Origin of the sequence: Candidatus Chordibacter forsetii, from assembly GCF_964187505.1 — a bacterium.
Classification (GTDB): Bacteria; Verrucomicrobiota; Verrucomicrobiia; order Opitutales; family Seribacteraceae; genus Chordibacter; species Chordibacter forsetii.
In genome coordinates this window covers 1-23,737 of the sequence record NZ_CAXLML010000088.1, presented here as the reverse complement: position 1 = coordinate 23,737, position 23,737 = coordinate 1, and the positions used below count along the sequence as shown (strand labels likewise).

The 23,737-nt window shown below is 45.1% G+C and carries 20 protein-coding genes; 13 read left to right on the top strand and 7 right to left on the bottom strand.

The window, feature by feature from the left end:
* The 3 genes from ACKPQ4_RS04195 to rpe all read left to right on the top strand — a co-directional run.
* Positions 1–982: tetratricopeptide repeat protein (locus ACKPQ4_RS04195; RefSeq protein WP_407679954.1), on the top strand; the 982-nt coding region annotated here is incomplete at its 5' end.
* Positions 975–1,481 carry an LPS assembly lipoprotein LptE gene (gene lptE / locus ACKPQ4_RS04190; RefSeq protein ID WP_407679953.1) on the top strand — a complete coding sequence of 169 codons (507 nt, stop codon included), beginning with the start codon at positions 975–977 and terminating at the stop codon, positions 1,479–1,481. The genes ACKPQ4_RS04195 and lptE, both read left to right, overlap by 8 nt.
* A gap of 16 nt (positions 1,482–1,497) precedes the next feature.
* Entirely contained in the window at positions 1,498–2,154 is a 657-nt protein-coding gene (rpe, locus tag ACKPQ4_RS04185) for a ribulose-phosphate 3-epimerase (protein WP_407679952.1), read from the top strand.
* A 23-nt stretch (positions 2,155–2,177) separates the two neighbouring features.
* Here rpe and ACKPQ4_RS04180 read toward each other — a convergent pair whose 3' ends face one another.
* Positions 2,178–4,376 carry a sodium-translocating pyrophosphatase gene (locus ACKPQ4_RS04180; RefSeq protein ID WP_407679951.1) on the bottom strand — a complete coding sequence of 733 codons (2,199 nt, stop codon included), beginning with the start codon at positions 4,374–4,376 and terminating at the stop codon, positions 2,178–2,180.
* 177 nt (positions 4,377–4,553) lie between these two features.
* On the opposite strand from ACKPQ4_RS04180, the gene ACKPQ4_RS04175 reads away from it, so the two are divergent.
* The 4 genes from ACKPQ4_RS04175 to ACKPQ4_RS04160 all read left to right on the top strand — a co-directional run bounded on the left by ACKPQ4_RS04175 (position 4,554) and on the right by ACKPQ4_RS04160 (position 9,870).
* Positions 4,554–5,663, top strand: coding sequence for a toxin-antitoxin system YwqK family antitoxin (locus ACKPQ4_RS04175; protein WP_407679950.1), 1,110 nt, complete (start codon positions 4,554–4,556; stop codon positions 5,661–5,663).
* Between the two features lie 82 nt (positions 5,664–5,745).
* Complete coding sequence (locus ACKPQ4_RS04170) at positions 5,746–6,297, top strand: QcrA and Rieske domain-containing protein (protein WP_407679949.1); 552 nt, start codon at positions 5,746–5,748, stop codon at positions 6,295–6,297.
* Positions 6,294–8,048 carry a cytochrome b N-terminal domain-containing protein gene (locus ACKPQ4_RS04165; protein ID WP_407679948.1) on the top strand — a complete coding sequence of 585 codons (1,755 nt, stop codon included), beginning with the start codon at positions 6,294–6,296 and terminating at the stop codon, positions 8,046–8,048. The genes ACKPQ4_RS04170 and ACKPQ4_RS04165 overlap by 4 nt, the downstream gene beginning before the upstream one ends.
* 145 nt (positions 8,049–8,193) lie before the next feature.
* Positions 8,194–9,870, top strand: coding sequence for a GYF domain-containing protein (locus ACKPQ4_RS04160; RefSeq protein WP_407679947.1), 1,677 nt, complete (start codon positions 8,194–8,196; stop codon positions 9,868–9,870).
* Here ACKPQ4_RS04160 and nth read toward each other — a convergent pair.
* Positions 9,867–10,520, bottom strand: a complete 654-nt coding sequence (nth, locus tag ACKPQ4_RS04155) for an endonuclease III (protein ID WP_407679946.1) — start codon at positions 10,518–10,520, stop codon at positions 9,867–9,869. The genes ACKPQ4_RS04160 and nth overlap by 4 nt on opposite strands.
* 8 nt (positions 10,521–10,528) lie before the next feature.
* Positions 10,529–10,861: a hypothetical protein gene (locus ACKPQ4_RS04150; protein ID WP_407679945.1), complete on the bottom strand. Its 333-nt coding sequence runs from the start codon at positions 10,859–10,861 to the stop codon at positions 10,529–10,531.
* A gap of 339 nt (positions 10,862–11,200) precedes the next feature.
* Between ACKPQ4_RS04150 and clpB the strand changes: the two genes are divergently transcribed.
* Positions 11,201–13,801 carry an ATP-dependent chaperone ClpB gene (clpB, locus tag ACKPQ4_RS04145; protein WP_407679944.1) on the top strand — a complete coding sequence of 867 codons (2,601 nt, stop codon included), beginning with the start codon at positions 11,201–11,203 and terminating at the stop codon, positions 13,799–13,801.
* Between the two features lie 12 nt (positions 13,802–13,813).
* Here the strand turns inward: clpB and ACKPQ4_RS04140 are convergent, their stop codons facing one another.
* The 4 genes from ACKPQ4_RS04140 to ACKPQ4_RS04125 are packed head-to-tail and all read right to left on the bottom strand — an operon-like array spanning position 13,814 to position 18,370.
* Positions 13,814–15,199 carry a hypothetical protein gene (locus tag ACKPQ4_RS04140; protein ID WP_407679943.1) on the bottom strand — a complete coding sequence of 462 codons (1,386 nt, stop codon included), beginning with the start codon at positions 15,197–15,199 and terminating at the stop codon, positions 13,814–13,816.
* Positions 15,196–15,831, bottom strand: a complete 636-nt coding sequence (locus ACKPQ4_RS04135) for an ATP-binding cassette domain-containing protein (RefSeq protein ID WP_407679942.1) — start codon at positions 15,829–15,831, stop codon at positions 15,196–15,198. The genes ACKPQ4_RS04140 and ACKPQ4_RS04135 overlap by 4 nt, the downstream gene beginning before the upstream one ends.
* Positions 15,828–16,688: an amidohydrolase family protein gene (locus tag ACKPQ4_RS04130; protein WP_407679941.1), complete on the bottom strand. Its 861-nt coding sequence runs from the start codon at positions 16,686–16,688 to the stop codon at positions 15,828–15,830. Before ACKPQ4_RS04130 ends, ACKPQ4_RS04135 begins: the two co-directional genes overlap by 4 nt.
* 59 nt (positions 16,689–16,747) lie before the next feature.
* Positions 16,748–18,370 carry a CTP synthase gene (locus tag ACKPQ4_RS04125; protein WP_407679940.1) on the bottom strand — a complete coding sequence of 541 codons (1,623 nt, stop codon included), beginning with the start codon at positions 18,368–18,370 and terminating at the stop codon, positions 16,748–16,750.
* A gap of 222 nt (positions 18,371–18,592) precedes the next feature.
* On the opposite strand from ACKPQ4_RS04125, the gene ACKPQ4_RS04120 reads away from it, so the two are divergent.
* The 5 genes from ACKPQ4_RS04120 to ACKPQ4_RS04100 form a co-directional block, all read left to right on the top strand.
* Positions 18,593–19,321, top strand: a complete 729-nt coding sequence (locus ACKPQ4_RS04120) for a succinate dehydrogenase cytochrome b subunit (RefSeq protein ID WP_407679939.1) — start codon at positions 18,593–18,595, stop codon at positions 19,319–19,321.
* A 12-nt stretch (positions 19,322–19,333) separates the two neighbouring features.
* A complete protein-coding gene (locus ACKPQ4_RS04115; protein WP_407679938.1) occupies positions 19,334–21,250 on the top strand; it encodes a fumarate reductase/succinate dehydrogenase flavoprotein subunit in 1,917 nt (638 codons plus the stop codon).
* 12 nt (positions 21,251–21,262) lie between these two features.
* Entirely contained in the window at positions 21,263–22,015 is a 753-nt protein-coding gene (locus ACKPQ4_RS04110) for a succinate dehydrogenase/fumarate reductase iron-sulfur subunit (protein WP_407679937.1), read from the top strand.
* A gap of 84 nt (positions 22,016–22,099) precedes the next feature.
* On the top strand, positions 22,100–23,506 hold the full coding sequence (gene argH, locus ACKPQ4_RS04105) for an argininosuccinate lyase (RefSeq protein WP_407679936.1): 1,407 nt from the start codon (positions 22,100–22,102) through the stop codon (positions 23,504–23,506).
* Positions 23,503–23,737 (top strand): LSm family protein (locus ACKPQ4_RS04100; protein WP_407679935.1); only part of this gene is annotated, 235 nt, incomplete at its 3' end. The genes argH and ACKPQ4_RS04100, both read left to right, overlap by 4 nt.

The window sequence follows — 23,737 nt, the reverse complement described above, 5'->3', positions numbered from 1 at the left end:
CGGTACTGGTTTTTTATTCAAAAACCGCAGTCCTTATGAAAATGACGAAGCGAAGCAGTGGTTCCTGGATGCATTGGAACTCCAAAAAACGGACGAAATCTCAGATGCCTTAAAACAGTTTGAAAGATTTACCAAAAGGAGATGTGACTTGGTAATAAAACTAGAGGATGTTCAAGTATTGGTGGGTCCAGAAGCTCTCTATCAGGCAGCAATGATTCGAGAGAAGCAGGGAGATTGGAAAAAAGCGTTTGATCATTTGCAGCTTATCGCACGGGCTTATGTTAGGTATGATTTCGAGCGGGTCGCTAATTCATTGATGAGGATAGCTGAACTTCTTGCGACTGCTGAACTTCCAAAAAAATGGGGCGTGATTCCCAGGCTGCGCTCTGGTTCAGATGATCGAGAGCGCCTAAATCAAATAGTTGAGCTTTCTCGAGGCCCTCAATTTGCCCCACGGGCTCTTATGGTTTTGGCAGAAATTTCTCTTCAGGATGACAAAGAAGAAGAGGCTGTGAATGCCTTGGAAAGGTTGGTGAATTATTACCCGGATCATTACCTATCCGAAAAAGCTTATTTTAAGCTTGGGGAAATCTACAAAGGTTTTGTATCTGGTCCTTCCTATGATCAAGGCTCCACCCTTAATGCGTTAAACTATTTCGAAGATTATTTGATTTTATATGATCAACCACCTAGGCGAGGCCCTGATGAAACCATTTCCAATTACCAGCAACGTATAAAAGAGAGTGCCGAAAGGAAAAAAGTGGCTCAAACTAACAAAAATAAAATGCGGGCTAGCTTGGCCCAAAGTAAGTTGGAGATTGGAAGATATGTTGAAAATTATGGTAAGTACTTTCTTACCCATTGGGAAAAATTAGGTAACAAACCCGCTTTGCAGTTCTATAATCAGGCAATTACTACAGCTCCCGAGTCAGATGCAGCTAGAGAAGCAGAAATGCGGGTAGCTGAATTGAGAAATGATTAAGTTTTTTTGGGGTAACCTTTTAGCTTTTTTACCCCTATTTATCTTTGCTGCCTGTTCCTACAAGCTGGGGTACCCTGAGGCAGGAGAAGGCTTTTTTCATTTACGAGTCAAGAATGACTCGATGGCACCAATCCTAGGGGCAAAGGTTGACCGAGAGCTTCGTAAAAAAATACTCAAAAATGGGACTTTTATTTTGGTTCAGAACCAAGAAGATGCTGATGTTTCTATCTTGGTCACACTCTCCAATTACACTGATTCGACCGAAGCGTACCGTCCTGAGGATTCTTTACTTGCGGCAGGTTTAAATTTAGGCATCTCGGCTAAGATTGAACTTCGTGATCAAAATGGTGATATTTTTCTGGAAAAGCAGGTTAGTGCTAATGCATCCGTCCTCCGTTCTGAGTCTACGCGGTTACCCGAAGAGAGTTCTTCCTTGCATGCCATTGCGGAGGAATTAGCCTCTGAAATTCATCTTTCTATCTTGAATCAATCCTGGTGAAATATTTCTTTTTGTTATGAAAAAAATCTTAGCTCCCTCCCTTTTAGCAGGTGATCATGGAAACTTGCGTTCTTCTTTGCTTGAAGTTGAACATGACGGCAGGGAGTGGATTCATTTAGATCTAATGGACGGACATTTTGTCCCTAACTTAAGTTTTGGACCGCAAACGGTTGCTGATTTGCGACCACATTCAAAATTGTTCTTTGATGTACATTTGATGTTAGCACGTCCTGATCTTTATTTAGATGCTTTTATTAAGGCTGGCTCCGAACTTATCACCATTCATTTGGAACCTCAGTACGATCACCAAGCGGCGTTAGATAAAATCCGTTCGGCTGGTGTTAAGACTGGCTTGGCAATAAACCCAGGCACCCCCGTAGATCTTTTCTTCCCTTATCTCGATCAGGTTGATCTTGTCCTATGCATGACGGTTAACCCTGGTTTCGGAGGTCAGAGTTTCAAAGGATTTGTTTTAGAAAAAGTACGCGAGCTTGCCAAGCGCCGAGAGTCTCAAAATCATTCCTTCTTAATTGAAGTCGATGGGGGAGTTGGTCCCCAACATGTCGAAGAGTGCTTGGATTCCGGTGTTGATGTATTTGTGGCAGGAACTTCCTACTACAAGTCATCCCCTCAGGAACGGGCAGCATTTGCCCGTTCCATCGGAGAAGAATAAAAGCGGACTTTTAAAAGTTCGGTTTAAAGAAAGGGAGCCAACACTAAGGCTACCACAGAGATTAATTTCAATAAAATGTTCAGAGATGGGCCGGAGGTATCCTTGAGCGGATCTCCCACGGTATCACCAACCACAGTAGCTTTGTGAAGTTCAGAACCTTTTCCGTGAATTACGCCATTAATTTCATATCCTTCCTCAACCATTTTCTTGGCATTGTCCCAAGCCCCACCTGAATTGGATTGAAAGAGGGCAAGAAGCACTCCAGATACAGTTACTCCGGCAAGTAAGCCGCCAAGCATAGTGGCGCCGCCACCAAATCCTATGGCAACAGGAGTAGCGATCGCAACAAGTCCGGGAGCTACCATTTCTTTAATTGCAGATTGGGTAGAGATTTCTACGCACTTTCCGTATTCGGCTGAATCAATTGCTTCATCAAAAGAATCTCGGTCGCTTTCTGACCATTCGGATGTGGGCTTGCCATCATTGAGCTTCATTACCTCAAGCGCTTTTTTAAGTGCAGGAATGTCACGGAATTGTCGGCGAACTTCATGAATCATAGACATGGCAGCACGACCTACTGCACCCATAGCCAAAGCACTAAAGAGAAAAGGAAGCATTGCTCCGATAAAAAGGCCAGCCATCACCTTGGGGTGAGTAACATCGATGGAGCCAAGGGGTTCTGCATGTGTTTGATCGTAGGATGCAATAAAGGCAGCAAAGAGAGCAAGTGCGGTAAGAGCAGCAGAACCGATCGCAAAACCTTTTCCAATTGCGGCGGTGGTGTTCCCCACGGCATCCAATTTGTCGGTTCTTTGCCTAACTTCCTTAGGTAGTTCTGACATTTCAGCAATTCCACCAGCATTATCAGAAATCGGACCATATGCATCTACAGCAAGTTGAATCCCAGTATTGGAAAGCATCCCTACGGCCGCAATGGCAATTCCGTACAGACCAGCCATCTCGTAGGCTCCTACAACAGCAGCGGCAATTACTAAAACGGGAAGGGTGGTGGATATCATACCTACGCCGAGACCAGCGATAATGTTTGTGGCATATCCAGTTATGGATTGCTCTACAATGGCCTTGACGGGCTTCTTATGAGTGCCGGTGTAGTATTCTGTAATAAGTCCGATCGCAAGTCCTGCCACCAATCCAATAATCGTAGCCCAGAATACTCCCATCGAAGTAAAGCTTACTCCTCCAAATGTCCAACTTTCTGGTAAAAATTTATCAATGAGAAAATAAGAAGCTGCAATCATTAGACCAGAGGATACAAATTCTCCGGTGTTAAGAGCTTTCTGTGGATCTCCATCGTCTCCTACTTTGACTAAAAAAGTTCCTAAGATTGAAGTTATAATCCCAACAGCACCAAGGATAAGTGGTAGGAATACGGGAGATAGACCACCAAGGAAATCAACAAAGTCTGTGGAACCTGCAACCATGGCGGCTCCTAACACCATGGTGCCGATGATAGAACCAACATAAGATTCAAACAAATCGGCACCCATGCCAGCAACATCACCAACATTATCACCAACATTATCTGCAATGGTCGCAGGGTTTAATGGATGATCTTCTGGGATGCCCGCTTCAACTTTGCCTACAAGATCAGCCCCAACATCTGCGGCCTTCGTGTAAATACCTCCACCAACTCTGGCAAACAGAGCAATGGAGGAAGCTCCGAAAGAAAATCCAGTTAGCACGGATAGAGTCGTTGTAAGACCATCTTTGTTTTCAAAGGCATTAAATTGATCGCTAAAAAGAGCAAATAGACCTCCCAGACCAAGGATTCCAAGGCCGACGACGCTTAAGCCCATTACTGCACCACCCGAAAAGGCAACTTCAAGTGCTTTTCCAAGACTGTCCTTAGCTGCATTGGCTGTACGAACATTTGCCTTCGTGGCAACTTTCATTCCCAAATAGCCAGCGAGGGCTGAACAAAAAGCTCCAACTACAAAAGCCACAGCAACAAGGCCATGGCTGTTAGGATTGTTATTGCCGCTCCAATATAAGACTGCTGCAACGGCAATCACAAAGATGAAGAGCACCCGATATTCGGCTCTCAAGAAAGCCATAGCACCATCCTGAATGCTTTTGGCGATCTTTTTCATACGGTCCGAACCTTCTGGAATTGCGTTGATAGAATGTGTTTTCCACCAGGTGAATAAAAGAGCAATAACTCCAATTGCAGGTATAATAATCGGCAGATCGTCTAAGGTCATAGGTTTTATGATTTAAGTTGTGGGCTGATTAATCATTAGATCAAGTGATCGAAAATGATTGATTTCGATCGCTTATGATCGATTTTAAGAGAAATAGCAAGATTGAAGTCTAGGTTGTGTCTCGTACAACCCTACCTTCTACCTTGCAAATTTTAGGGCAAATGTTTGAATGAATACATGATTAAGCAATTATCATATGTTCTGCTTTTCCTTTTTCTATTCTCATCCTGCGAGAATAGATATCGTAGGGGAGGGGCATCTGCACAACCCCAAGCCCCAGTAGATTCCAAATTTATTGGAAAAACCAACGGAGACGCCTACCAGGTTAGTCAGAGCGAATACGATGCAAATTTCGTTACGCGTTATGGTTTACTTTATTTAAAGGCGAGCCAAGATCCCTTTTCTGGTAGGGTGCTTACGGTAAATTTTGGAGAAAGCGGTGAATATGTTTCTTCTGATGAATCATGGAAAGAGGGTCGTAAGCATGGAAACTGCTCCAAGTGGTTCTCGAACGGAATCAAAATGTACGAACGAAATTATCAGGATGGCAGATGGCACGGGTCAGTTACGCGGTGGTGGCCCAATGGGCAGAAGATGTATGTTCGAGCTTACACCAACGGCGTGAGGCATGGAAAAGAAGCTACTTGGAGATCGGATGGGACGCCATTATCTTTGTCAGGTAACGAAACGCCCAAGGTTGAGGTGGTTGAGTCCTCTGCTTCAAAACCTGAGGAAGGCTTCCCTGTGGTTGATCTTTCTAGTCCTGCAGTTTCGTCTGAGCCAGAAGGCAGTTCAGTTAATTTTAGCCCTGATAATGCTTTAGTACCTCAGGATGATGATTTGGGCGATTTGCCTGGATTACCTGATGCCAATTCAGACGAAGCTTCAGTAGATGATTTTTCAGATTTACCTACTTTTCCCCCGATGGAAGAAGATTTGCCTGGGCTTGATGAGCCAAGTTCTGAACTGCCTATTCTACCCAATGCCAGTGACCCTGAAGTAGTACTTCCGGGTCTCGAGGAAACACCATCAGGTGCAACAGATGAACCGTTGTTACCAGGATTGCCCGGTGTGGATGATGGAGGCTTGCCAGCATTGGCTGAGTTTGAAGAACCTGAAGCCTCTTCGGATGCGGGCTTACCCGATCTCCCGGGGCTGCCTGAAGCTGGAGATTCCGAAGGATTGCCTCCTTTGCCCGGTATGGAGGACGAAGGCGGGTTGCCTCCTTTGCCCGGTATTGATAATGGAGGTTTTGACGACTTGCCTGCATTACCACCACTTCCCTAATTTCATAAACTCACAATTTTTCCATTGCTTCCTGAATTGTGAGCTGATTGGTCTCATTATTTTCAATAACTTTAGGTAATTTATGTCTGATTTTAACGAAGAAGAATCCTCAGGTCGAAGAAAGTTTATTCGCGTTACCACAATTGGAATTTCAGCTGCTTGTGGAATTTTTCCTTTAGCTGCAGGGATTCCCGCTTTGCTGGACCCAGTAAAGAAAAACTCAGGGGAATCAGCCAAGGTTCCTTGGTCAAAAGTTGCTCCATTTGCCTCACTGCCTGAAGATGGGTCACCAGCCAAGTTTGAAGTGGTTCAGGAAACAGTGGTTGATGCTTGGACAACTTACAAAGACATTCCGGTGGGAGCCGTTTACTTAACTCGCAAACAAGATGAAGTAATCGCATTTAATTTAAAATGTCCGCACCTTGGCTGTGCTATCGATTTCCGTAAGCAAACCAATGATTATTTTTGTCCGTGCCATAATAGTTCCTTTGCATTGGATGGTTCGGTAACCACCGAAAATAGCCCAAGTCCGCGTCCGATGGATACGATGGAAACCAAGGTGGAGAAGGGACAAGTTTGGATTCGCTTTCAACAATTTAGGCCCAATATAGAGGAAAAGATTCCCTTGTCATGAAAATGATTTTTGATTGGCTCGACGATCGTTCGGGCTACCGGACTCTTTTGCATGAGGTTTTATACGAAAAAGTTCCCGGGGGAGCTCGTTGGAGGTATGTCTGGGGGAGTTGTTTAACCTTTGCTTTTTTTACTCAGGTTGTCACGGGAACTCTACTATGGATGTTTTATAGTCCAAGTGCCCAAACAGCCTGGGAAAGCGTTTATTTTTTACAGTACCAAGTTTGGGGAGGATGGTTTTTGCGAGGAGTCCACCATTACATGGCTCAGGCGATGATTGTCCTGCTTGTCTTGCATCTTATGCAAGTCGTGATTGATGGGGCTTACCGGGCGCCACGTGAGTTAAACTTTTGGTTTGGTGCCTTAATGATGGGAGTAACTTTGGCTCTTTCTTTAACCGGCTATTTGCTTCCATGGGACCAAAAAGGATATTGGGCAACTGCGGTGGCGACCAACTTGATGGCAGAAGTCCCTTTAATAGGCCCAGCCATTCAACAGGTAGTGGTTGGCGGGGTTGAGTATGGGCATCATACTCTAACTCGATTTTTTGCTCTTCACGCAGGGGTTTTACCGGCAATGCTAGTGGGCTTAGTGGTAGTGCACATCTATTTATTTCGAAAGCACGGAATCCATGTTAAGGAACCAAGACCCAAAAAAGATTCGTACTTTTGGCCCGATCAAATCCTTAAAGATGCGATTGCCTGCCTCGCTGTGTTGTTGGCAGTGGTTGCACTTACGGTTTATTTTCATGGTGCCCCACTTGGTCCCCCTGCTGATCCTGCCAATGAGTTTCCTGCTCGGCCAGAATGGTATTTCCTTTTTCTTTTTCAGTTGCTCAAGTATGTACCTGCATTTTGGGGAGCAGTCATTATACCCGTCTTTCTTGCCCTGTGGATCTTTTTGCAACCCTTCATCGGGTCCACCCGACCTGGTCATCAGTTAAATATTGGCTTTTGGTGGACCTTGATTGCTGGATCGGTTGCTCTTACTTTATTGGCGTTTTCCGAGGATAGCGCCAACCTGCGACATTCTGCCGCATTGGAGGAAGCTGATTGGCAGGCAGAACGGGTATTATCAATTGTTCAAGAAGAGGGTATACCTCCTGCAGGTGCAGTTACTCTATTGAGGAAAGATCATGAAAATAGGGGACGTAATTTGTTTGCTGCCAACTGTGCAAGTTGCCACCGTTACAATGGTCATGACGGGCGCGGGTATCCCCTAGATGATGCCCAGTCTGCTCCGGAATTAGCTGGGTTTGCCAGTGTTGAATGGATCACCAAATTACTCAATCATGAGCATTATATATCGGAAGAATATTTTGGTGGCACCAAATTTAAGAATGGTACGATGGCCCGAAAAGTTTTGGCTAAATATACAGCCGAAGAAATTGCGTTACTTCCTCGCATTGCCACATTGCTTTCCGATATGGCCGAACTTCCCTATCAAACCCCCTTATCCGAGGATGAGAGAGAAGAATTGCTCGCCCTCTTTTACAATGATGATTTGGTCTTCCAGGACGGTTTGGCTTGTATCGATTGTCATGACATTGATTCCGAAGAAGAGGGCTACGCTCCTGACCTGACCGGTTATGGTTCCGATGAATGGACAATTGCTTTTCTTGAAAACCCAGAAGATGAAAGGTTTTATGGAGATGAGAATGACCGGATGCCTTGTTACGGAAGGGATGGAAAGTTAACAGACGAAGAAATTAAAATCATCTCAGACTGGATACGCTCCCGTCCGTCCGAGTAATTCTCTTAATTTATTTTGTATTTTGGGTTAGGCATGACTTAATCCAAGTGTGTAAAAGTACTTGGATTGGTTAAAGAAATGTTCTATCTAAGTAAATGTAATTGATGTAGGATAATCGCTAAAAGGTAGAAATAGAAAAAATCTAATGACCCAAGTTTACCTTTATCAAGATGGCCAACAAGTTGGTCCCTATGAGTTGGAAGCATTGCAAAGTTGGATTCAGTCCGGACAATTACAACCTACCGAACCAGCATGGTTTGAAGGCTGTCCTGGCTGGGTAACCCTGGCCGAAGTCCCTGGTATTATTCTTCCACAGGGCGGGCAGGGTAATCGTTCTTTGGATGTGCCTCCTTTTGAAGCCTATGAGGGGGAGGATCCATATCTTTTTATCAGTTACTCTCATCAGGATGCTCACTTAGTTTACCCGGAAATTACAATACTTCGCGAAACCGGCTACAATGTATGGTACGACGAAGGAGTTGCAGCGAGTAACGAATGGCCGGAAGAAATCGCCAATGCGGTACTTGGATGCAGTGTGTTTCTTTGTTTTATATCACCACGAGCGACAGATTCCATAAACTGTCGGAATGAAATCAATCTGGCTTTAAATGAGAAAAAACCGTTCTTGGCGATTTACCTTGAAGATACCGATTTGCCACCTGGTCTTCGTCTGCGGATGGGGGATTTACAGGCGATTTTGAAAAATAAAATACCCGTTGATAGGTATTTTCATAAGGTTTCAGGCACTTTGGATCAATTGCTCGGTCGCAAGGGAAAAGTCAATTTAGGTGCTTCCGAAAAAGCAACATCTCTCTTTGTTTCTCGGGGTGGTCAAACCTTTGGGCCTTATTCTTCCGAACAAGCTAATCAATTTTTACAAACTGGACAATTGCTGGTCACTGACTCAGCCCTGCTTGAGGGACAAACGGAGTGGAAACCTCTTCCCGACATTATCAATATGCTGAAGGAGACTGCTAGCAGGCAAGCTAGGGCAGTAAGTGCGGACCTTCCTGTAGTTGAGCAACCTTCTGTGCCAGCTACCGTTTCAGCGAAAGGACAAAAGAAAAAGAATGTAAAAAAATCAGTCAAGGTACGTGGATTAAATACCAAACAAACCACTGTAAAAGTAAAAGAAAAGAGTTTGGCTTCCAAATTTATCGCAACCTTAGCTGTCTTTTTTGTAACCGGATTAGTTGTTTGCGGATCGACCTTAGGATCTTACCTCGTTGCTCCCTCTCAAGTCGGTCCAATTGTGCGCAAATTTGGAGTGCCCATAGATCAATGGTTTCCTGGTCGAGAACCCGATTCAGTAGAGATTACAGAGGCGCCTCCCGGTATGATGGCAGATTTGAGGCTCGCTCCTGAACAATGGCATCATTTACGTTCATCCGGTATTGTTATCATGCCAATAGAGGGGCAAGTTGGTTTGCAGGTAATCTCTCCAGTTGATCCCAAGCTGGCCATGAATGATGAAGATTTAAAAATATTGCAGTACATTGCTCAACATTTGGTTATTTTGGATCTTACGAACTCTCAGGTTTCGGATACCGGCTTGGCGATTTTGCAAAAGTTTCCCAACCTTAAAAAATTAATTCTCGAAGGCTCGGAAAAAATTACCACCGCTGGAATAAGAAATGTTTCAACCATTCCGAGCTTGGAACTTTTAAACCTCATTCGATTAAAACTAGACGATACTGTAGTCGATTCTCTATCTCTTATGGGAGGACTGCAGCAAGTTTTTCTTTATCAAACTGGTCTTTCCAGCGAGGCGATACAAAAATTAAAAGATTCCCGCCCCCGAATGTTTGTAAACGCAGGTTAGGGTTTCTTGGTTTTTATTTCAGCTTTGCGGTTTGGAAAACAAGATCGGCAGATCAAACACTTGAGTCCATAGCAGGATCGAGCAGGGCAATGCTCCCGACCATAGTAGATGATTTGAAGATGAAGATCGTTCCATCTTTCTTTTGCAAAATGTCTTTTTAAATCTCGCTCTGTTTGAACAACACTTTTCCCTGAGGTTAGTTTCCATCGCTGGGCCAAACGATGTATGTGAGTATCGACCGGAAAAGCAGGATGATCGAACACTTGGGCCATTACCACTGATGCGGTTTTATGGCCCACTCCAGGTAGAGATTCCAGTGCCTCAAAGGACGATGGTACGACACCTTGGTATTGATCGATGAGAATAGAAGAGAGGTCTCGAATGGCCTTAGCTTTTCGTGGAGCTAAGCCACATGGTCGAACGATCGAATCGATCTGATCGACCGAGTGGGTGGCCATATCTTTGGGGTTGTCTGCTAATTCAAATAAGCTTGGGGTTATTTTATTCACCCTAGCATCTGTGCATTGTGCAGACAGAAGGACGGCGACTAAAAGGGTGTAAGGATCTTTGTGATCAAGAGGAATAGGCGGGTCGGGATACAATTCATCGAGCTTACGATCGATGAATTGAATTCTTTCCCCAAGGTTCATTGATTTGTTCAACAAGGTGAACCGCCTTCCTTAATTTTGTAATTTGACGATTCCAAATCTACCTGACTTGATCCAGGGTCTTGAATAACCACCCTTTTAAAGTTAAAGGCCGATTCCACGCCTTTACGTGATTGGTAGTGGGAAAGGAAGGGTTGATGGATGATCAATGCATCGTCTATTAATCCCTTTTCTACCTGAGAGCCTTCTCTGCCTTTATTAGAAGTTACTTTTAAGTTATGGCCGGAATCTTCAAGGGATTTTGTCAAGCCAAGCACTCTAGAAATGTAACCCACCAACCGTCCAGGAGTGAAATCAATTTTCTTAGGACTGACCAGGTTCATGCCGTTAGTATATTCTTTTCGATTCGGTAAAGCTTTTTGGGAATAACTCACCAGCATACACGATTTTGAGTCATTATGTAGTATGCAAAAGATTTTCATTTTTTGGGTTCTTTTTTATTCCTGAGTTAAGAAACGATCCTGTATGAAGTGCAACCTCTTTGTCACGGATTAATTTTAAAGGACTAGAATTGGGACAAATTGACCCAGGTTGGGCGGACCTAATCAGTATCCGTCACATAAATTCTTCGCTTAATTAGGAATACTTCGCCCATAGGCTTGTGTTTATGAAGGTTTTCAGGCGAATATAATTGGTATGTATTCTGCAAGAGAAGATTCGTTATGAATGTAGACCCCGAAAAATTTACTGAACTTGGAATTTCTGCTATTCAGGAAATGGCAAATGTAGCTAAGCGAAACGGACAGCAGGAGGTGGAGGTTTGGCATCTTCTTTCTGTCTTGATGAATCAAGAGAATGGCATTGTCCCGGCCCTAATGGATGAAATGAAAGTGGGTGCCGCACCGGTACAACTTTCTTTACAACGGGAACTCAAAAAATTACCTAAGATTGCAGGAAATGTTAATACTGCCCGATCCTACGCATCCTCTGCACTTACTGAGGCAGTGGAAAAGGGACAGGTCATATCTAAAGAAATGCAGGATGATTATGTAAGTACAGAACATTTACTACTCGGCTTATCTTCCGTGGGTAAGCCTGCAAGCTTTCAAAACTTTTTTAAGAATTTTGCCCTAACAGAGAAAAAAATCCGTGAGGCGATTATTAAGGTTAGGGGTGGACAAAAAGTAACTTCTAAAACACCGGAGAATTCCTTTCGTGCACTTCAAAAATACGGTATCGATTTAGTGGAACAGGCAAAAGCGGGAAAGCTCGATCCTGTTATTGGCCGAGATTCTGAAATTCGACGAGTAATTAGAATTCTTTCCCGAAAGACCAAGAATAACCCAGTACTCATCGGTGAGCCTGGAGTGGGTAAGACGGCGATTGTGGAAGGACTTGCTCAACGGATTGTCCGCGGAGATGTGCCCGAAGGATTAAAGGATAAAACGATTTTTACTTTAGAAATGGGCTCCTTGCTAGCCGGTGCAAAATTTCGTGGTGAATTTGAAGAGCGTTTAAAAGCCGTCCTTAACGAGGTGAGTAAGTCAGAAGGAAGAATTGTCCTCTTTATTGATGAAATGCACACGATTGTGGGTGCAGGCAAAGCGGAGGGTGCGATTGATGCGGGCAATATGCTTAAACCAATGCTTGCCCGTGGTGAGCTAAGATGTATTGGTGCTACCACCTTAAATGAATATCGTAGGCATGTCGAAAAAGATGCAGCCCTCGAACGGCGTTTTCAGACCGTACTCGTCGATCAGCCAAATGTTGAGGATACGATATCCATTCTGCGTGGTCTGCGTGAACGTTTTGAAATCCATCACGGAGTAAACATTCGCGACGAGGCAGTGGTTCAGGCTGCGGTTCTTTCAAACCGTTATATCTCTGATCGTTTCTTACCGGACAAAGCCATTGATTTAGTAGACGAGGCATGTGCCATGATTCGTACCGAACTTGATAGTATGCCCGCGGAACTAGACGAGGTCAGTCGGCGTGTATTACAGTTGGAAATCGAAGAAACTGCTCTGAAACAGGAAAAGGATAAGTCGAGCAAGGATAGACTCGAATCTTTGTGCAAAGAACTTGGGAACGCTCGAGACAAGATGGAAACGATCAAGCGGCAATGGGAGAACGAGCGCCAGGGAATTGATAATGTCCGTGTCCTACGCGAGCAGATCGAGTCCACACGAGCAGAAATGGAACGAGCTGAGCGGGCCTATGATTTAAACTTAGTTGCCGAACTTAAGCACGGGAAACTGCCAAAGTTGGAAGAGGAATTAGAAACCCTTGAACAAATGGAAAAGCAGGAGGATTCCATTTTAAAAGAAGAGGTAACATCTGAGGAGATTGCCGAGATTGTAGCCCGTTGGACCGGCGTACCTGTGACTAAATTAATTGAGGGAGAGCGCGAAAAACTTTTACGGCTCCAAAGTATTCTTCATCAGCGGGTAATTGGACAAAATGAGGCAGTAGATGCCGTTTCTGATGCGATTTTGCGAGCCCGTGCCGGGATCAAGGATCCACAAAGGCCCATTGGATCCTTTCTTTTTCTTGGTCCCACAGGGGTAGGAAAGACCGAACTGGCTAAGACTTTAGCCGAGAGTCTTTTTGATAACGAAAGCAATGTGGTCCGCATCGATATGTCGGAATACATGGAGAAACACTCCGTTGCCCGGCTCTTAGGAGCTCCCCCTGGTTATGTCGGTTATGAAGAGGGCGGTCAATTAACCGAAGCTGTACGTCGAAAACCCTATTCGGTGATTCTTTTTGATGAGATTGAAAAAGCACACCCGGATGTTTTTAATGTGCTTCTTCAATTGATGGATGATGGCCGACTAACTGATTCCCAGGGCCGGACGGTCGACTTTAAAAATGTGGTGGTCATTATGACTTCAAATGTAGGTAGCCGTTATTTGCAGGAAGATTTTCTTGATAATGAAATTACAGAATCTGCCCGTGAATCGGTTATGGCTGAATTGCGGGATCATTTCCGCCCAGAGTTTTTAAACCGTATTGACGATGTTGTACTTTTTAAGCCCTTATCCCTCGATGAAATTACTTCCATTGTTGATCTCCTTCTTGCCGGTTTAAATAAGCGATTACTTGACCGAAAAATCATCGTTGGGTTTACCGATGCTGCCAAGAAATGGATTGGAGAAAAGGGATATGATCCCACTTATGGTGCCCGTCCTCTTAAACGTTTTTTACAAAAGCAAGTGGAGACTCAACTTGCCCGTGCCTTAGTTTCGGGTGAGGTTGAGGAGGGGAGTGAAGTATCCTTTTCAGTCAAAGACGATCAGTTGGTGATGAAGGTAACCCGGTGACTTGTATCTTCCTTAAGAGCAGGAACGGACAGACCTCGCAATTACAAGTTGATTGATCCACACAAAGACTACGGCATACAGAATTGCACCGGCCAAAGTTTGCCAGCTTAGTCCGTTGGATAATTCAATTCCATAGATTTTTACCAGCTGTGCGGTATAAATTTTGAGCACATAACATATCATTAAAGACAAGGCCCAGATGAAAGTAAATATCTTGGCAAATCGAAGCATAAATACGCGACTGATTTTAAGCGGAGAAAAACCAAGATGAATTAGATCGCGAGTGGTTTCAGCCGATTGAGTAACTACCAAGCGAAAGCTGCTTGCAAAGGTGGCAATCGAAAGGAGTGAGAGCAAGGAACCGACACCGGCCATGCCCCAAATTAATCCATTGGCCAGTTGATTCAACCATTCATCCTGGGGGAATTCCCGGTTAGTCTCATAACCCAATTCATCCAGACTTTGCAAAAAATCATCTGTTGGAGATTTGTCCATAGCTAAAATTAGGCGCGATGGGCCACCATCTGAAGGACTCATATTTAGAGCATCAGACAGAATCATTCGATTCCCAGGGTTTTCAATTGGAGAGACTTGAATATCCGTGCTTCTCAATACCTCATTTTTGGCAAGATTAGACATAGAAACAGGAGCCCCTATAATTTCTTCATTTTTCCAAACAAAGAAATATTTTTCTGAACGATCATTGCCGTGGGTCTGGTTTGCCCATTGGAGAAAGTTTGCCGGTACGAGTACACTATTGATGCGCTTACTAAAGGCTACAAACCTGCCAAGCATTCGAAAAGATTCATCCTCCCCAATGAGGATTTCTATTGGCATAGAAGAGGCTGCTTCGCGAGAGAGGGCTGGGTATTCACTGCGCGAAGGGGCGAGGCCGAAATTCCATAGATCCAAATAAAACTTGGGAACCATGATTGGTACATAAGATTGATTTTCCTCCCACTTCCATGCTTCAGGTTTTTGATCGAGGAATTCATCAGGCACCGATTCAAAAAACAAATCGGTTCGGGCGGCAGCCCCCAACCCAATCTTTCCAGCTGGCCAGATATGTACTGTTACCGGAAATTGGTTGCGGGTAAAACCACCTATTTTTTTGACTCCCGGAAGTTTTTTAATCCGGTCAATTTCTTCTTCCCTGAAAGATTCCTCCTGTTTTCCAAGGTTGAGTAGGATTCCTCCCTGAACGGATTTATTAAGGGTGACAAAGTTCTGTCCAACTTCCCGACTCCCAACCAAAAGTTTTGAATCGGTGAAAATTTGTAGAGCGAGCAAAATTAAAGTCGATCCGATAACACACCCAAGAGAGGCAGCTAACAATTCTTTTCTTGGGGATTTAGAACCGAGGCAACGATTGAGTAAAGATGCAATTGGCCGGCTCATAAATTGATGGATCGGTTACACGACAATGGGCTCGATCCTGCAAGAGAAGAGATTACTAATCCGGCTCCGTTTTGGTTGAGGACTTCTTCAATCAAACCAGCCGCTGCCTTGGCGTTATCTTGGTCAAGGTGACTGAACGGCTCATCCAATAAGAGCCAGCAAAAAGGTTTCCGTAAGCACCGGACGAGGGCGAATCGTTGTCGTTGTCCAAGAGAGAGAGTTTCAACGGGTTTATCCAATAAGTGAAGGATTCCCAAAGCTTCGCACATTTCTTTTACGGTCGGAGCTTGCGGATTTATTTCGGGCAAGAGCTCGAGGTTTTCCTGTGCACTTAACTTTTTGAAAAGCCGCAGATCCTGAAATAAAAGGGAAATTTTTCTCGCCCGTAAGATATGCCAGTCTTCTGCCGACAAATCTTTTGATTGAACACTATCTATTTCCCATGAACCGGAGTAATCTTTACGCAGGCCATAAATTAGATGGAGCAGGGTGGACTTTCCTTTTCCAGATTGGGCCTGTACGAGGATACGATCGTTAGGTGCCCATGTGATTTCTTCTTCCCATATTTTCGACGAAGCAATCAGGGGTCGGGGAATGGGTTCCGGAACAACTTTGTTGAAAGTAAGTTTCATCCTAAAAGGTTTTTGAAGTTCTCCCCTAGCATGGCTCGTAACTCATATTCAGTTACTTCGACGGAATCGGTAAAGGTGTCCAGGAAAGTTTGAAAGTCCGGATTTTTTTGAGTGGCAGGATAGATACGTAATGGGTAGTCAGTCCCCCAGAGAATTTTTTCGCTCCCCACATGTTCGATTAATTCCTTAAAAATACTCGCCGGGTAGAGCAGTGGACAGGCGGCCAAATCAATGTAGAAGTTTGAGGGAATTGAATTTTTTAAAGGGTACAAAGCTCCGGCATGAGCAAGGATTATTTTAAGGTCGGGCAACTCACTGGCCAGCCATAAAAAATCTTCTATTGGGGTGAGTGTCTTACCAGGATAATCTTTCCCTTCTGGATCGGTAACATGAAAGTTTACTGGCCAGCCAGACTCGCAGGCAAATTCCATCGCTTTGATCCATTCCTTGTTTTGCATAGAAAATCCCTGAGCCCAAGGATGGGATTCTCCAATTCCCTGAAAACCGTCTTCCCGTGCCCTTTTTAAATAGTCCAATAATTGGGGAATCTCGGGGTGTAAGGAAAGAAAACCGATAAACCTTTCTTTATCCTGCTTCATCCATTGTTGGTACCATTGGTTTGCCTCCAGGCAGGTTTTTGGGTTTTCCCAATACCAACCGAGCAATACGGATTGGCGAACTCCAGCAGCATCCATAGATGCGAGCATTTCTTCGCGATTTACCCAACCTTGCAAGCTCGGCCGATCTTTGGGAGATACCATATCCAACCACATTTTCTCTCCCGTTCGTTGGGCAAAGCGGGCAGGGTCCTTGATTACCTCCTCGGGATAGCGATGAGTATGAGCGTCAATGATCATGCCAACTTTCTATTCCGTTGAATGTCGGGCTTTGGGTAAAGCCCAAAAGAAAAAAAGGCTTAGGTTTTTTCGGCTTTTTCTGTGGCAGCTAGCTTACGGGTAAGAGTGGCTTCAATAAAAGCGGCAAACAAGGGATGTGCCTTGGTTGGCTTGGATTGAAACTCCGGATGGAATTGTACTGCTACAAACCACGGATGATTTTGCACCTCTACAATTTCCACCAAGTCCCTGTCAGGATTGGTCCCGGCTACAATTAATCCGGCAGACTCCATTTGTTCACGATAGGAATTATTAAATTCAAACCGATGCCGATGTCTTTCTGATACCTCTTCCTTGTCATAAGCAATTCTAGAGAAAGTCCCTGGCTTAAGTCGGCAGGGACAGGCACCTAACCTCATGGTGGCTCCTTTTTCGGTAACAGATTTTTGATCGTCCATGATATGAATAACTGGATCTGGAGTATCCGGATCAAATTCCGTACTGTTTGCTTTTTCTTTACCTAAAACATTGCGGGCAAAATCGATTACTGCAATTTGCATTCCTAGGCAAAGTCCGAAAAAGGGAATCTTTTCTTCTCTGGCAAATTTTGATGCCAATATTTTACCCTCGGTTCCACGATCTCCAAAACCACCGGGTACTAGAATGCCGTCCAATCCTTTGAGGTGCGCTTCAGCACCGTCCCGTTCGATAGCTTCGGCATCCAAGTGAATCACTTCGACCCCGGTGTCATTACGGATTCCACCATGTACCAGAGATTCGTTAACCGACAGATACGAATCTTGCAGATCAATATACTTTCCGATCATTCCAATCTTCACCCGGTGCTTGGGATGAATCAAGCGGTGGACCACTTCTTCCCATTCGTCCAATTTAGGAGCTGGTGCGTCAAGCCCGAGGAAGCGTGTGACCAGAGTATCTAACCCCTCCTGTTTTAACATATGGGGAAGTTCATAGATCGAATGGGTGACATCCATTTCTTCAATTACCGCTTCCTTGGGTACGCTACAGAAAAGGCTAAGTTTTTCACGAATTTCTTCGGTAATCGGCTGTTCCGTCCGACAAACCAATATGTCTGGCTGGATGCCAATTTCTCTAAGCTTGGCCACACTTTGTTGAGTTGGTTTGGTCTTGAGTTCACCAGCTGCACGCAAGCTGGGCAGCAAAGTCATGTGTATAAAGAGGACATTTGCTTTACCTACCTCGCTGGCGAACTGTCTCATCGCTTCAGTAAAGGGCAAGCCCTCAATATCACCAATGGTTCCACCTATTTCGGTAATGAGCACATTTACGCCTTCCCCGGCAGCATAAATTCGATCTTTAATTTCGTTGGTCACATGGGGAATAACCTGCACGGTTTTACCAAGGTAATCCCCCCGTCTTTCCTTGCGAATCACTGACTCGTAAATTTGTCCGCTGGTCAGGTTGTTGAACCTGGTGAGCTTGCCCGATGTGAAACGTTCGTAGTGGCCAAGGTCGAGATCCGTTTCTGCTCCGTCATCGAGTACATAAACTTCTCCATGTTGAAACGGACTCATTGTTCCTGGGTCGACATTTAAATAGGGGTCGAATTTTTGGATGCGGGTGGTAAGGCCTCTTTGTTCAAGTAAAGCTCCGAGTGCTCCTGAAGTTAGCCCTTTCCCCAGGGACGAAACTACTCCGCCAGTAATAAAAATATACTTCATTTTCTTCTTGTTTGTACCCTTCACCCATGACGTAGGAAAGAAGGGGGTGGCAACCAAGATTTATTCACCTTGGTAACTACAAGTCATTCCGCCCATACAATATTTGTGTTTGCACAAATATTAATTTGCATAATTCTTTCAGCTAATACCTATCTTCGCGCTTCCTTTTCACTCGTCATGAATTTGTGCGGTAAGAAGATACCTCTATAAATCCCTATAGACATGAATCAATCTTCCTTACTTAAAAAATACCTAATGGCCCTTACAGGGATTGTTCTCGTAGGTTTTGTTTTAGTTCACATGGCTGGTAATCTTCAGGTATTGATTGGCCGGGAAGCAATCAATGCTTACGCTTACGCTTTACAAAACTTACCTGCTCCCATCCTTTGGGGTTCCCGCCTTTTCCTTCTTGTATGTGTTTTGGTTCATGCAGTCACTGCCTACCAACTTATCAAGGAAAACCGAATGGCTCGGCCCAGAGCGAATGAAATCGAAGTTACCAAGCGGGCAGGATGGGCCTCATTGCGGATGGGACTTACTGGTTCTTTGATGCTAGCCTTCATTGTTTTTCACCTTTTACACTTTACCATTCGGGCAATTTTTCCTGAATACAACGATATGAAAACGACCGTTGGATCGCCAGACGGTTCGGAAATTCATGATGTCTACTCCATGATTCTTGCGGGTTTTCAGGTCGATGCAATTTCCATCTTTTATGTAATTTGCATGTTTTTATTATGTAGGCATTTGGCTCACGGAGTATCGAGTATGTTTCAAACCCTGGGCTTTCGTTCCGAGCGTTGGCGCGGAAAACTCGACCTTGCCGCTTCTGCTTACGGCTGGATTATATTTGCCGGTTTTTCCATTATCCCTGTTCTTGTTATCGCCCAAAAGTATGGCTTAGTTAATTGCCTCGAGACTTGTGGCTCATCCTGTTCCGTGAACCTGTAGAATTTCTGCCCCATGATCCTCGATTCAAAAATTCCTGAAGGTCCACTTGCTGATAAGTGGGAAAATCATCGTTTCTCTTCCAAGCTGGTCAACCCGGCAAATAAACGAAAGTTTAAGATTATCGTTGTCGGTTCTGGTTTGGCAGGCGGTTCCGCGGCAGCCACCCTGGGAGAACTTGGTTACAATGTGGATTGTTTTTGTTATCAGGATACCCCACGCAGAGCACACTCTATAGCCGCCCAAGGCGGAATTAACGGTGCTAAAAATTATCAAAATGACGGAGACAGTATTCATCGTCTCTTTTACGATACGATAAAAGGTGGAGATTTTCGTTCCCGTGAATCTAATGTGCATCGGTTAGCTCAAAACAGTGTAAACATTATCGATCAGTGTGTTGCTCAGGGAGTTCCTTTTGCCCGTGAATACGGAGGATTACTTGCTAACCGCTCATTTGGCGGAGCCCAAGTTAGTCGAACCTTTTATGCTCGTGGGCAGACTGGTCAACAACTCCTCCTCGGTGCCTACAGCGCATTGAGTCGGCAGATTGCAACCGGCCAGGTAAAGATGCATGTTCGCCAGGAGATGCTTGATTTAATCGTGGTTGATGGTCACGCCAAAGGAATTATCACCCGTAATCTCGCGACTGGTGAAATGAAGGTTTGGACGGCTGACGCCGTTCTTCTCTGCACCGGAGGATACGGTAATGTATATTACCTTTCGACCAATGCGATCGGTTGTAATGTCACCGCTAATTTTCGTGCTTATCGTAGGGGTGCTGGTTTTGCCAATCCCTGCTTTACTCAGATTCACCCGACTTGCATACCTGTAGCAGGAGATCATCAATCCAAGCTTACTCTAATGTCCGAATCATTACGTAATGATGGCCGAGTATGGGTGCCTAAAAACGCAGAGGATGCAGGAAAAGCCCCATCAGAAATTCCTGAAGATGCCCGGGATTATTATTTGGAGCGAAAATACCCAAGTTTCGGAAACCTTGCTCCACGTGACATCTCAAGCCGCTCGGCTAAAGAAGCTTGTGATGAAGGACGCGGAGTAGGCCCAGGTGGTCGGGGTGTCTACCTTGACTTTGAAGATTCGATCAATCGCTTGGGAGAAAATGTCATTAGTGAACGCTACGGAAACCTTTTTGACATGTACGAGCGCATTACTGGTGAAAATGCTTACCAGCGCCCCATGCGTATCTACCCTGCCATACACTACACCATGGGAGGTTTGTGGGTGGATTACAATCTGATGAGTACGATTCCTGGATGCTTTGTTTTAGGGGAGGCAAACTTTTCCGACCATGGAGCAAATCGTTTGGGTGCCAGTGCTTTGATGCAGGGATTGAGCGATGGATATTTTGTTTTGCCTTATACCATTGGAAATTACCTGACCACGATCAGTCCAGGCGGGATCGATCCAGAAGGTGCAGCGGCACGTGAAACGCTCGAATCCGTAAAGGAAAGAGTTAGCCAAATGGTTTCTGCCAAGGGCAAACGTTCTTCCCGCTCTTACCACAAGGAACTTGGTAACATCATGTGGGAGTATGCAGGTATGGCCAGAAGCGAAAAGGGCTTGAATAAAGCAATTGGAGAAATTCAGGATTTACGGGATGACTTTAATAAAAACCTCCTCGTTACCGGACACGGCGAAGAATTAAATATGGAATTGGAAAGATCCGGCCGGGTTCGTGACTTTTTGGATTTCGGAGAATTGCTCTGTCGGGATGCGCTCACCCGCAATGAATCCTGTGGCGGTCATTTCCGTGAAGAATATCAAACTGCAGATGGAGAAGCCACGAGGAACGACGAAGACTTTTCACACGCAGCGGTTTGGGAATACAAAGGCGAAGGAGAAACTCCTGCCCGTCACGAAGAAGATTTAGAATTCGAAAATGTCAAACTTGCGGTACGCAGTTACAAATAAGGACAGTTCCCCATGAAATTATTTCTTAAAGTTTGGAAACAAGAAGGACCTGAAGATGAGGGCCATTTTGAATCACATGTACTCGATGGAGTGTCCGAGGATTCATCCTTCCTTGAAATGCTCGATCAATTAAACGAACAGCTGTTGGGTGAGGGTAAAGAACCGATCGCTTTTGATCACGACTGTCGTGAAGGAATTTGTGGGACTTGTTCTCTCAATATTAACGGGTATGCCCATGGGCCGGAAAATTCCACCACCACTTGCCAACTACATATGCGCAAGTTTGAGGATGGGGATTCCATCACCGTTGAACCATTCCGGGCCAAAGCTTTTCCGGTTGTTAAAGACTTAGTGGTCAACCGATCGGCTTTTGATAAAATTATTCAAGCGGGAGGATTTATTACGGTGCGTACTGGAAGTGCTCCAGATGGTAACGCCATGCCCGTGCCCAAGGAGGATGCCGATTTGGCAATGGATGCAGCCCAGTGTATTGGTTGCGGGGCCTGTGTGGCATCCTGCAAGAATGCATCTGCTATGCTCTTTACTTCGGCCAAAGCAGGACACTTAAATATGCTCCCACAAGGACAAGCCGAAAAGGATTCAAGGGTTTTAAATATGGTTGCCGCAATGGACGAGGCAGGGTTTGGGAATTGTCGTAATTATGGCGAATGTTCAGCTGCTTGCCCCAAGGATATTTCCTTGGATTATATCGCCAAGTTAAACCGGGATTACGGCAAAGCGAAAATTAAGAAGGTCTTTTCTTAAGGCCATTTAATTGTTAACTCAGCCCCTTTCGCTTCACGCAAATAGGGTTGCGATCGCACCCTTGGTTTGGGATGATGCCCTCCCATGGCAGATAACGGTAAACAAGCAACTTGGGGTGGACGGTTCAAGGATGGTCCTGATGGTCTCATGCTTGCATTTGGTGAGTCTGTTTCCTTTGATCAACGGCTTGCTCCATATGATCTGCAGGGCAGTTTAGGTCATGCATCCATGCTTCTATCTGTGGGTCTTCTTAATCAAGAGGAATTCAACTCGATTGAAAAAGGATTAAAGGAATTAGCCGAAGAGGTGAAGGCAGGCGATTTCGAATGGAAGGTTGAATGGGAAGATGTCCATATGAATTTGGAACAAGCCCTACGGGCTAAGACCGATGCTGCGGATAAGCTTCACACGGGTCGGAGTCGCAATGACCAGGTTGCAACTGATATGCGCTTGTTCTTTAAGGATGCATGCAGTCAGCTTCGGGATGGAATCGAACATACTATGTCCGCCCTTCTTGCGATGGCAAAGAAGTATGCCACCACGCCCATTCCCGGATACACCCATTTACAAAGGGCTCAACCCGTTACCGTGGGTCACCATCTGCTCGCTTATGTCGAGATGCTCGGGCGGGATCACGAACGCTTTTCCACTGTTTCCAATCATGCAAATGTTTGCCCATTAGGATCGGGTGCGATTGCTGGATCTACGCTTCCTCTCGACCGGGTTCATGTTGCAAAGGCACTTGGGTTTGTTGATGAAGCGGGGGAGGCATGTTTGACGCCTAATGGAATGGATGCAGTGGCAGACCGCGATCTATTTGTCGAGTTTGCTTCCGCATGTTCCCTCTGTTCCCTCCATCTTTCGCGCCTCGCGGAAGACCTCATTCTTTGGAATTCTTCGGAGTTTGGGTATTTACGACTTTCCGATTCATTCACCACCGGCTCCTCCCTTATGCCGCAAAAGAAAAACCCGGATTGTTTTGAATTGATCCGGGGAAAGACCGGTCGGGTCATTGGCAATCTTTCTAATTTATTGGTTACGATCAAGGGGTTGCCCCTTACCTACAACCGGGACCTTCAGGAAGATAAACCCCCGGTGTTTGACAGTTTTGAACAGTTAGGTATGTGCCTGGCGGTAACCGCAGGAGCATTGGAAGGAGCCGAGGTCGATGAGTCACGCTGTCTTTCTGCTGCATCTGATCCCTTGCTCCTTGCTACCGACCTGGCTGATTACCTGGTCGAACATGGAGTCGCTTTTCGTCAGTCTCACCACCTCGTTGGATCTTTGGTTGCTCGGGCGGAAGAACTTGGCATATCGCTACCCGAATTAAGTGATGAAGATGTGCAAAAAATCTTTCCTGAAATAGGAGATGATTGGCGAGATGTATTTGATTTGTCACGAGCCTTTGCCAAGAGGGAAAAGCCAGGTATGCCCGGTCCCTCACAAGTTTCTGCCCGTATCGAATTCTGGGAAGGAATTCTTAAGTCTTGAATGCTTTGGGCTCCCGGCTACCGGGTGTCTTTGTTATCGGGCTGCTTGTATTGTGCAATGTTGCCTGGGGTAGGACTTGGACAACGCTTGAAGGCAGGCGTTCCCAGGGCGAACTCGTTGCTTTTGAGGAAAACCAGGTCACCTTGCTTATAGATGGTAGGGAGTATACTTTCCCGGTTTCCCGCTTCTCGGCACCGGATCGTATCTATTTGATGAAATGGAAAGCCGAAA

What these genes read in the sequence shown, in the direction of transcription:
- lptE (WP_407679953.1), top strand. Translation starts at nt 975, where the DNA reads ATGATTAAGTTTTTTTGGGGTAACCTTTTAGCTTTTTTACCCCTATTT.
- rpe (WP_407679952.1), top strand. Translation starts at nt 1,498, where the DNA reads ATGAAAAAAATCTTAGCTCCCTCCCTTTTAGCAGGTGATCATGGAAAC.
- ACKPQ4_RS04180 (WP_407679951.1), bottom strand. Translation starts at nt 4,376, where the DNA reads ATGACCTTAGACGATCTGCCGATTATTATACCTGCAATTGGAGTTATT.
- ACKPQ4_RS04175 (WP_407679950.1), top strand. Translation starts at nt 4,554, where the DNA reads ATGATTAAGCAATTATCATATGTTCTGCTTTTCCTTTTTCTATTCTCA.
- ACKPQ4_RS04170 (WP_407679949.1), top strand. Translation starts at nt 5,746, where the DNA reads ATGTCTGATTTTAACGAAGAAGAATCCTCAGGTCGAAGAAAGTTTATT.
- ACKPQ4_RS04165 (WP_407679948.1), top strand. Translation starts at nt 6,294, where the DNA reads ATGAAAATGATTTTTGATTGGCTCGACGATCGTTCGGGCTACCGGACT.
- ACKPQ4_RS04160 (WP_407679947.1), top strand. Translation starts at nt 8,194, where the DNA reads ATGACCCAAGTTTACCTTTATCAAGATGGCCAACAAGTTGGTCCCTAT.
- nth (WP_407679946.1), bottom strand. Translation starts at nt 10,520, where the DNA reads ATGAACCTTGGGGAAAGAATTCAATTCATCGATCGTAAGCTCGATGAA.
- ACKPQ4_RS04150 (WP_407679945.1), bottom strand. Translation starts at nt 10,861, where the DNA reads ATGAACCTGGTCAGTCCTAAGAAAATTGATTTCACTCCTGGACGGTTG.
- clpB (WP_407679944.1), top strand. Translation starts at nt 11,201, where the DNA reads ATGAATGTAGACCCCGAAAAATTTACTGAACTTGGAATTTCTGCTATT.
- ACKPQ4_RS04140 (WP_407679943.1), bottom strand. Translation starts at nt 15,199, where the DNA reads ATGAGCCGGCCAATTGCATCTTTACTCAATCGTTGCCTCGGTTCTAAA.
- ACKPQ4_RS04135 (WP_407679942.1), bottom strand. Translation starts at nt 15,831, where the DNA reads ATGAAACTTACTTTCAACAAAGTTGTTCCGGAACCCATTCCCCGACCC.
- ACKPQ4_RS04130 (WP_407679941.1), bottom strand. Translation starts at nt 16,688, where the DNA reads ATGATCATTGACGCTCATACTCATCGCTATCCCGAGGAGGTAATCAAG.
- ACKPQ4_RS04125 (WP_407679940.1), bottom strand. Translation starts at nt 18,370, where the DNA reads ATGAAGTATATTTTTATTACTGGCGGAGTAGTTTCGTCCCTGGGGAAA.
- ACKPQ4_RS04120 (WP_407679939.1), top strand. Translation starts at nt 18,593, where the DNA reads ATGAATCAATCTTCCTTACTTAAAAAATACCTAATGGCCCTTACAGGG.
- ACKPQ4_RS04115 (WP_407679938.1), top strand. Translation starts at nt 19,334, where the DNA reads ATGATCCTCGATTCAAAAATTCCTGAAGGTCCACTTGCTGATAAGTGG.
- ACKPQ4_RS04110 (WP_407679937.1), top strand. Translation starts at nt 21,263, where the DNA reads ATGAAATTATTTCTTAAAGTTTGGAAACAAGAAGGACCTGAAGATGAG.
- argH (WP_407679936.1), top strand. Translation starts at nt 22,100, where the DNA reads ATGGCAGATAACGGTAAACAAGCAACTTGGGGTGGACGGTTCAAGGAT.